The sequence below is a fragment of the Moorena sp. SIO4E2 genome, from assembly GCF_010671945.1.
Classification (GTDB): Bacteria; Cyanobacteriota; Cyanobacteriia; order Cyanobacteriales; family Coleofasciculaceae; genus Moorena; species Moorena producens.
Genome location: NZ_JAAHIE010000451.1, coordinates 1 through 6,115 on the forward strand (window position 1 = coordinate 1; position 6,115 = coordinate 6,115).

General features: G+C 45.3%; 8 protein-coding genes. 7 read left to right on the top strand and 1 reads right to left on the bottom strand.

Annotated features, from left to right (window positions below; all coding sequences use genetic code 11):
* Positions 1–283 precede the first annotated feature (283 nt).
* The 4 genes from F6K37_RS30180 (at position 284) to F6K37_RS30195 (ending at position 2,884) form a co-directional block, all read left to right on the top strand.
* Complete coding sequence (locus F6K37_RS30180) at positions 284–469, top strand: hypothetical protein (RefSeq protein WP_044495103.1); 186 nt, start codon at positions 284–286, stop codon at positions 467–469.
* A 100-nt stretch (positions 470–569) separates the two neighbouring features.
* Positions 570–1,121 (top strand): NUDIX hydrolase, encoded by a 552-nt coding sequence (locus tag F6K37_RS30185; RefSeq protein WP_008189336.1) that lies wholly within the window; start codon positions 570–572, stop codon positions 1,119–1,121.
* Positions 1,114–2,538: an FAD-binding domain-containing protein gene (locus tag F6K37_RS30190; protein WP_008189337.1), complete on the top strand. Its 1,425-nt coding sequence runs from the start codon at positions 1,114–1,116 to the stop codon at positions 2,536–2,538. Before F6K37_RS30185 ends, F6K37_RS30190 begins: the two co-directional genes overlap by 8 nt.
* Before the next feature lie 25 nt (positions 2,539–2,563).
* Positions 2,564–2,884, top strand: coding sequence for a hypothetical protein (locus F6K37_RS30195; RefSeq protein ID WP_287254189.1), 321 nt, complete (start codon positions 2,564–2,566; stop codon positions 2,882–2,884).
* A 42-nt stretch (positions 2,885–2,926) separates the two neighbouring features.
* On the opposite strand, the gene F6K37_RS30200 is transcribed toward F6K37_RS30195, so the two are convergent.
* Entirely contained in the window at positions 2,927–3,124 is a 198-nt protein-coding gene (locus F6K37_RS30200; protein ID WP_287254190.1) for a hypothetical protein, read from the bottom strand.
* A gap of 272 nt (positions 3,125–3,396) precedes the next feature.
* Between F6K37_RS30200 and F6K37_RS30205 the strand changes: the two genes are divergently transcribed.
* The 3 genes from F6K37_RS30205 to F6K37_RS30215 form a co-directional block, all read left to right on the top strand.
* Positions 3,397–4,158, top strand: coding sequence for a hypothetical protein (locus F6K37_RS30205; RefSeq protein ID WP_287254192.1), 762 nt, complete (start codon positions 3,397–3,399; stop codon positions 4,156–4,158).
* 316 nt (positions 4,159–4,474) lie between these two features.
* Positions 4,475–5,302, top strand: a complete 828-nt coding sequence (locus F6K37_RS30210) for a hypothetical protein (protein WP_287254194.1) — start codon at positions 4,475–4,477, stop codon at positions 5,300–5,302.
* Positions 5,295–6,115: hypothetical protein (locus tag F6K37_RS30215; RefSeq protein ID WP_287254196.1), on the top strand; the 821-nt coding region annotated here is incomplete at its 3' end. The genes F6K37_RS30210 and F6K37_RS30215, both read left to right, overlap by 8 nt.

Sequence of the window (6,115 nt, forward strand, 5' to 3'; positions counted from 1 at the left end):
TCAATTGAAGAATTATAATGTTTGTTAAATCATCTTTTAAATGAAGGAGGGTTAATTATAAAATGGGTACGAAAAATAAAAAACAAAGGCAATGCTGTTATCACAGTTTAAATGCGCAACAGCTTAGTAACAGTTAGTTCTAAACAGCTGGTAACATTAGTTACTGAATTCCTAAACACAGATGGGACGACAGCTTAAAAAACTGGAGTTTAAAAAACTGGCATCCGGGAAGCAGTCACCCTTACTCTAGGTCTGGTAACCATTAGCCTAAAGCTGAAAGCCCATGGGGGAAAGAGCCTTGGTGCTTCCCTGGCACAAATTGCCCGGATTGGGTAGAATCAGTGACGGGATTTGCGATCGCAGGTCAGCTATCAGCTATCAGCGTGTCGCGTATCAGCGAACAGCGATTAGCGCTACGCGCACGCTACACCGAACAGCTATCAGCTATCAGCCTTTGGCTGACCGCTGACCGCTGACCCTTATCAGCTATCAGCCTTTGGCTGACCGCTGACCGCTGACCGCTGACCGCTGACCGCTGAATGCTTAATCCTTAATCTTTCATACTTCTTATGCTACCTGGTCAAGAACCCCCTCAACTCCTGAAAAAACACCTATTTTTCCAAGGAAGACGATTTAGTTTCGAGGTGAATAATCTACGTCTTCCTAATCAATCAGAAGGGCAATGGGAATGTATCCGTCACCCTGGTGGTTCCTTGGCGGTACCGGTAACACCCGATGGTAAACTGGTACTAGTACGGCAATATCGCTTTGCTGTTAGTGGGCGTCTTTTGGAATTCCCTGCTGGTACGGTAGAATCCCATGAAAACCCAGCTGAAACTATTAAACGGGAAATAGAAGAAGAAACTGGCTATCGCGCTCATCGCTGGAAATCTTTGGGGAAATTTCCCCTTGCTCCTGGCTATTCCGATGAGTACATTTATGCGTTTCTGGCGGAGGATTTGGAGAAATTGGAAGCCCCTCCTAAGCAAGATGATGATGAGGATATAGAGGTGGTTTTAATGACACCAAAAGAGTTAGAACAAGCTATCTTGGAGGGTGAGCCAGTGGATGCTAAATCTATTTCCAGCTTTTTTATGGCTCGCCCGTTCTTGAATGACTAACCTGATTCTATTCTGGCATCGCCGTGATTTACGGATTTCTGACAATGTGGGACTAGCTGCTGCTTTTGAGCTAAGTCCCAAGCTTGTCGGTGTTTTCTGTCTTGACCCTACTATTCTAGAGCGGGATGATATTGCCCCAGCAAGAGTAACTTATATGATTGGCTGCTTAGAACAATTGCAGCAGGGTTACAGGCAAGCTGGTAGTCAACTATTAATCCTACATCAAGACCCTAGGCAAGGAATTCCTAATTTAGCTGCTGCTCTGGAGGCTAAGGCTGTTTGTTGGAATTGGGATGTGGAACCTTATTCTAAGGAACGGGATCAAGATGTAGCAGCAGGGTTGAAGGAAAAGGGTATTGCTGTCTATAACTATTGGGATCAGTTATTACACGCACCAGGAGAAATTTTCACTAAGTCTGGCAATCCCTATAGTGTCTACACTCCTTTCTGGAAAAATTGGCAAGGTCAATCTAAGGCAGAACCTGTGGCAACTTTGACTAGGGTTGAATCCTTGACGGAAATAGAACAAGACAATGCCCTAGCAGCAGGGGTGACTGATTTACCTAGTGCTATAGATTTGGGGTATGTCTGGGAGAATGAACTGTTAGTGCCACCAGGGGAAAAGGTAGCCCAAGAGATACTGGAGGAATTTTGCGATCGCACTATTGGGGATTATCACGAACAACGTAATTTCCCAGGGGTGGATGGTACCTCGAAACTTAGTGCTGCTCTCAAGTTTGGTGTGATTGGGATTCGCAGGGTTTGGCAGGCCGCTCAGAATGCTTATAATTTGAGTCGCAGTGATGAAGCTCGCCAAAGTATCCAAACTTGGCAACAGGAACTGGCTTGGCGGGAGTTTTACCAACATGCTATGTATTTCTTCCCAGAATTAGCACAAGGACCTTATCGCCAGAAATTCCAAGATTTTCCCTGGGATAATAATCCAGAATTCTTTCAAGCTTGGTGTGAGGGCAAGACTGGCTACCCGATCGTTGATGCTGCGATGAGGCAGTTAAATCAAACCGGATGGATGCATAACCGCTGTCGGATGATTGTTGCTAGTTTTCTGACTAAGGATTTGATTATTAATTGGCAGTGGGGGGAAAAGTATTTTATGCAGCGGTTATCGGATGGAGACCTTAGTGCTAATAATGGTGGTTGGCAATGGAGTGCCTCTAGTGGGATGGATCCTAAACCATTGCGAATTTTTAACCCAGCTAGTCAGGCTAAAAAGTTTGACCCGGACGGTGAGTATATTCGGGAATGGTTACCGGAGTTGAGTTCTGTGGATACGGAGTATGTGGTGAGTGGGAAGATTCCTGAAAGCGGACGCGAAATGTGTGGGTATCCAGCACCAATTGTCGATCATAATCAGCAGCAGCGTCGGTTTAAGGAATTATATAAGGAATTGCAGTGATGCCAAGGCGTTGCTTAATAATGGAATGATTTTAAGAGTAGGTGCGCGCCTCCTAGGCCGGGGAACCCGGCCTTGGGTCGCACCTGTGGAATGGGCATCAGGCGTGGAACTGGCATCTTGTGTAGAACTGGCATCTTGCCAGTTTCCTCCTTATTTTCGAGCGGGCAGGATGCCCACTCTACTCCTATTGATTCCAAGATTCAGCAATGCCAATGCCAAAGGTGGTGCGTTACGGGGCGGATGCTGTTGGCGAAATATTTCGCGAACTTACCTTGAAGCCCGATCAGCCCTCACCCCCAGCCCCTCTCCCAACCTTGGGAGAGGGGAGCAGATTACGGCAGAATAAGGGTTTCACGAATTCGCCAGCAGCGTCCGCCCCTAAGGCACCCTAGGTACTCTCTTCTTGATCCATGGGCAGACCTATATCAAAAAAAAGGACAAACTTGGCATTAGGCATCAGAGGTTTCAGAGCCTGCAAATAGCTCTCGCCATCAGAACGGTTGCGGAACCGAGCGAATACTACTGGTTGCCTCCGTGGTGATAGGCGAATCATAACCCATGGGTATAGGCATGGACGATAAGACATAATATGAAGTTATCTCCTTTAAGGGGAACCCAGAGCCAGCCTTGAGCCTACGAAAATCCCTAGGCTGGCTCTTCCCGTGGATTTTATGTCCACAATTTGATTGTAGCACAAAAAATATTATATTATAGCATATTTTTTTAATTTTTGTAAGAAATTCTTGAGGTAGTCGGGAGCTTCGACTTCCGACTCCCAATCCCGACTCCCTAAAACCTTGCACCTCACCGATTGATAAAGTTGGTACTATACCATAAGATAGTAATCTCGACTAGACGGTGGCAGTAATTTACATAGGCGATCGCAATACCGGCAAGACAGCCTTAGCCATTGAGTTAACTAACTCTATATTTGACTATGTCCATATCCCCAACCAGAGTTACGAGAACCTTAAGGCACTCTTCTTTGATGAAACAGAAGACAAATTTCGACCCACACCAGTTGATCCAAGTAATGTCTATACCACTCGTTCCCTTGATGTAGAAGTAACGTTACCGGCTGGTCGCAAGACCATCTCTATAGACTGGATCGATACTCCGGGGGAAGTCTGGCGCAAATCCTGGCAGCTGGATAATCCCCAACAATGGCAGCAGGTATTGGCAGCAGTAAAGCAGAGCGAGGGGATTTTGCTAGTCTTGCCACCCTATCGGGAGATGCTATCACCCCAGGCTCCGGTAGACTTCTCGGAATTTCCTACTCAACAACAGTGGTGTAATAGATTTCAACGGTGGGTAGATTTTTTTCATAATGATTGCCCCAAGGTACGACATATTGTGATTTGCTTAAACAAAGCCGATCTATTTTGCGATTTAGAGCAAGAAGCCTTTCAGCTTGCCTATGATCCACTGCGTTCTCGGAAAAACTGGTATCAACGTAATAGCTATGTTTCCCAGCGCTACTTTCGACCAGTGCAACGTCAACTAGTAGCCATGACTAAACCTCCTGCGGGGGTGCCTGTGCGTTGTTTTATTACCAGTATTTATAATCGTGCTCTGTTAGAACTACCCTGGATTTATTTAGCCAGCTTTCTTGCTAGTTAGGAGGTAAGCTATAAGTTATCAGCTATAGCAAAGGGAACAGGGAACAGGGAACAGGGAGTAGGGAGTAGGGAGTAGGGAGTAGGGAATATGGCATCAAAATTATCTCAATTCATTTAGGTTTTCTATATCAGCTATTAGCTATCAGTTATCAGTTATCAGTTATCAGTTATCAGGTGATCTGCACGCTGAACAAACCCTTTAAAATAAAACACCTAAGCTTTGTTTAATCTTAGTTACGTCTACTGACCGCTGACCGCTGACCGCTGACCGCTGACCGCTGACCGCTGACCCCTTACGTTAATAGAGGAATTACAAGATGGGAAATATCTTTGTGATTGGTCCGCGAAAATCAGGAAAAACAACTTATTTAGCTGGTTTGGCTTATTGGTCAAAGCGAAAAATGGCGTTTAACCAGAAGACGTTTAGCGTCCACCCCTTGAATGACGATGCTAAATATCTTGCTGAACAAGCTAAAAATATAATCGTGTCAGGAGATTCCTTAGAAGGCACAAGACTTCCTTTAGGAGGGGTTAGTGATTTACCTGTTTACTCCTTTCAGATCGAAGTGAAGAGAAAGCTCCATAAGAACGAAACTATTAACCTAGTAGTTAAAGATGCTGCTGGAGAACTTTTTGACGAATTAGAATCAGGCTTTATATACCAGAAACACGAAGATTTATTTCAAGAATTCTTAAGTAAGGATGTAGGGGGATGTTTAATTTTCCTGACTGGGTGGCAAGGAAATAGTGATGAGTATTACGCTCAAAAATTGAGGGTTTTTACTCAAAAAATCGATTTCTATGAAAGAACCAAAGACTTACGGGTAGCGGTGGCCATCACTAAATGTGAACGAGGGGAACTGTGGCCGGGCAGGCTTGATCCAGGATTTGACTTGTTTGATGTGCATTTACGACAAACTAAATTATTGCTTCAATCGGAGATTGCACCAGAAAACTTGCGCTTTTTTGCTTTATCAACCTTTGGGGTTTTGGGTCGAAATGACCCCAGACCTAATCGTATCAATGAACCAGGATGGGATGGAGAAATGTCAGTGCTGAGAGAGCCTGATAAATGGCAACCCTATAGTATATTTTCCCCCCTTTATTGGCTCAGTACAGGCAACAGGATAGGAGTCAATGCTTGATAAGTGGTTAGGAAAAAACAAGTTAGGGAAAAAAATCCTGCCTAAACCAGCACAACTGAGTGCTAGTGTGCGGGTGATTGGAGACCGTAAATCTGGCAAAACTACCTACATGGCTGCCTTGGCTCGTTGGCCTGGAGCTGACCCCTCCACCAGTCCAGTGCAGACAGTCACACCAATTAATGAAGATGGGGAAGCACTAATCGACAAAGCCAAGAAAATTTTAGAACAAGGGGAGCAGTTAGAAGGCACTCCCTTGGATGCTAATGTCGATGACGTTAAAGATTATAGTATCGAGATAGTTCTCAAAGACCAGTTTTCCTGGCGGCGGCTCAAGACCAGCGTCGGTTCCTCTTTGGTAAGGCTCAACATAAATTGTAAAGACTATTCTGGAGAGTTTTTCCAAGATGTGTTGTACCAAGCAGCTACCCCCTTGCTTCGGGATTACCTAGAAGATGCCGTGCAAGCCAACGGCATTATGTTACTGGTTGATGGCTTAGCTAATCGCAAAGACAAAGAGTATGCCAATGGTCTGGATAAATTTTTGATCGCACTAGACCGAGCAGAAACAGGGGTGATACACCGGCGCATTGCCCTGGTTCTCACCAAGTGCGAACAGCCTGAGTTATGGGTAAATCGCCATCAACCGACGTATGTAGCAACCGCTCGCTTTCCTGAAGTTATGAAACGATTGCAGGCTTGGGAGCAATCGGGACCTGGAAGCATTGATTGCTTCACCACCTCGGCTTTTGGCATGTTGGGGGAGCGCCATCCAGAACCAAACATGAGGCGTATTAGTCGAGACCGTGAGGGAAT